Below are 1,407 nucleotides of genomic sequence, written 5' to 3'. Positions count from 1 at the left end.
GGTGTGGGGTGGGTTTCCGTGGGCGCTGGCGGTGGTTTGGGGGTGCCTTGGGCGCTGGAGTGGTCTTGGGGCGGCGTGTCCCTATGGCGTGGGCGTGTGCGGGGTGATGGGCCTTGCCGGCTCGGCGCTGTTCGGGAGGAACGGCCGGCCACATGGATGTCGGACGGGTCGGGTGGCATTGGACGGGCGACCGGGATAGGACGGGTGGCCTGGGCGTGGCGGGTGGGACGGTCGTCCTCGACGGGTTCAAGGAGGGCGTTAGCGTCGAGGTAAGAGGCGCTTGGTAGGCCTGGGTTGATTGCGAGCTGCCACTCGGGGTGCGGCCAGCGGCGGGACAGTTCGGCTAGGGACGCCTGGCGGTGGTGGACGGCCTGTCCTCGGAGGGAGAGATCCATCGCCTCGGGAGAGGTGAACGCCAGGACGAACGTGCCGGCTCCGAACTGGGCCGTCGCGTACTCGTGGTCGGTGGCGTTGGGGTCGCCGGTGGCCGGTAGGTACAGGACGGCGCGCGCGAGTAGCTCCAAGTAGGTTTGCTGGTCGCCGCGTTCCCGTGCCTCGGCGAGTGCCGTTTCCAGGCTTGATCCGGACGGACGGGCGGTGCGGGCCGATCGGGGGCTGCTTGCGGACGGCCGGCCCTCGTTCTCGGGGATCGCCAGCGGGATGCCGAGACCAGGCAGCGCCAATGGACCACCGTCGGGGCCGGACCTGCTCGCCTGGTAGACGAGTTCGAGCGGGGAGCCGATGCCGTACACGTCGCGGAAGGCGCTGACCATCTGGCCCGCCAAGAGGGCACAGGATTCCAGGTGTTCGGCTGTGGCGCGGCTACCGCGCTCGCGGAGGTGGAACCGGTCCCACCAGTTCTGCCGCTCCTCTTCGTCCGGCGGCTCCCAGCCGAGGGCCCTAAGGCGGCGCTCTTGGCGCGGGGCCAGAGGGCGAGGGAGGAACGCGCTGCTGACCGCCTCCGCGTCAAGGGCGCCCTCGGACCGCATGGCCTGGACATAGGGAAGCCCGCTCGGTCCTTGGACGATGAGGAACGACCTGATGGGCAGCCGTGAGAGCTCCAGGGTCAGCCGTCTGGCGAAGTCGTTCCAGTCCAATCGAGATCTACTCTCGCGTCCGTGGGCGGGTTGCCGTACTCGACGGTAGCCGAACGCTCCGTCACTCGGCCCAAGGAGCCGGGACCGCATCGGCCCGGACCGGCGTCCAGACGCCGCCGATGGCGTCGTAGACCGCCAATGGGGTGTCACCATCCTCGCTGTTCGAGCGCCAGAGGCGGGTCCCGTGGGGTGTCCGGATGGGGACGCCTGCGGGTCGCTCGGGGGAGGGTTCATTGGCCGCTCGAACGGGGTCGTCCTCAGCCGGGGTGGCCGGCGGGGCGGAGTCATCGCCCTGTCTCTTATACACAAC

At 69.9% G+C, this 1,407-nt stretch carries 1 protein-coding gene; it reads right to left on the bottom strand.

From position 1 onward, the window contains the following. Positions 1-1,097: SseB family protein (locus tag E1298_RS46910; protein WP_165976002.1), on the bottom strand; the 1,097-nt coding region annotated here is incomplete at its 3' end. Positions 1,098-1,407 lie beyond the last annotated feature (310 nt).

The sequence above is a fragment of the Actinomadura rubrisoli genome (assembly GCF_004349215.1).
Classification (GTDB): domain Bacteria; phylum Actinomycetota; class Actinomycetes; order Streptosporangiales; family Streptosporangiaceae; genus Spirillospora; species Spirillospora rubrisoli.
This window is presented reverse-complemented; position numbering and strand designations above follow the sequence as displayed.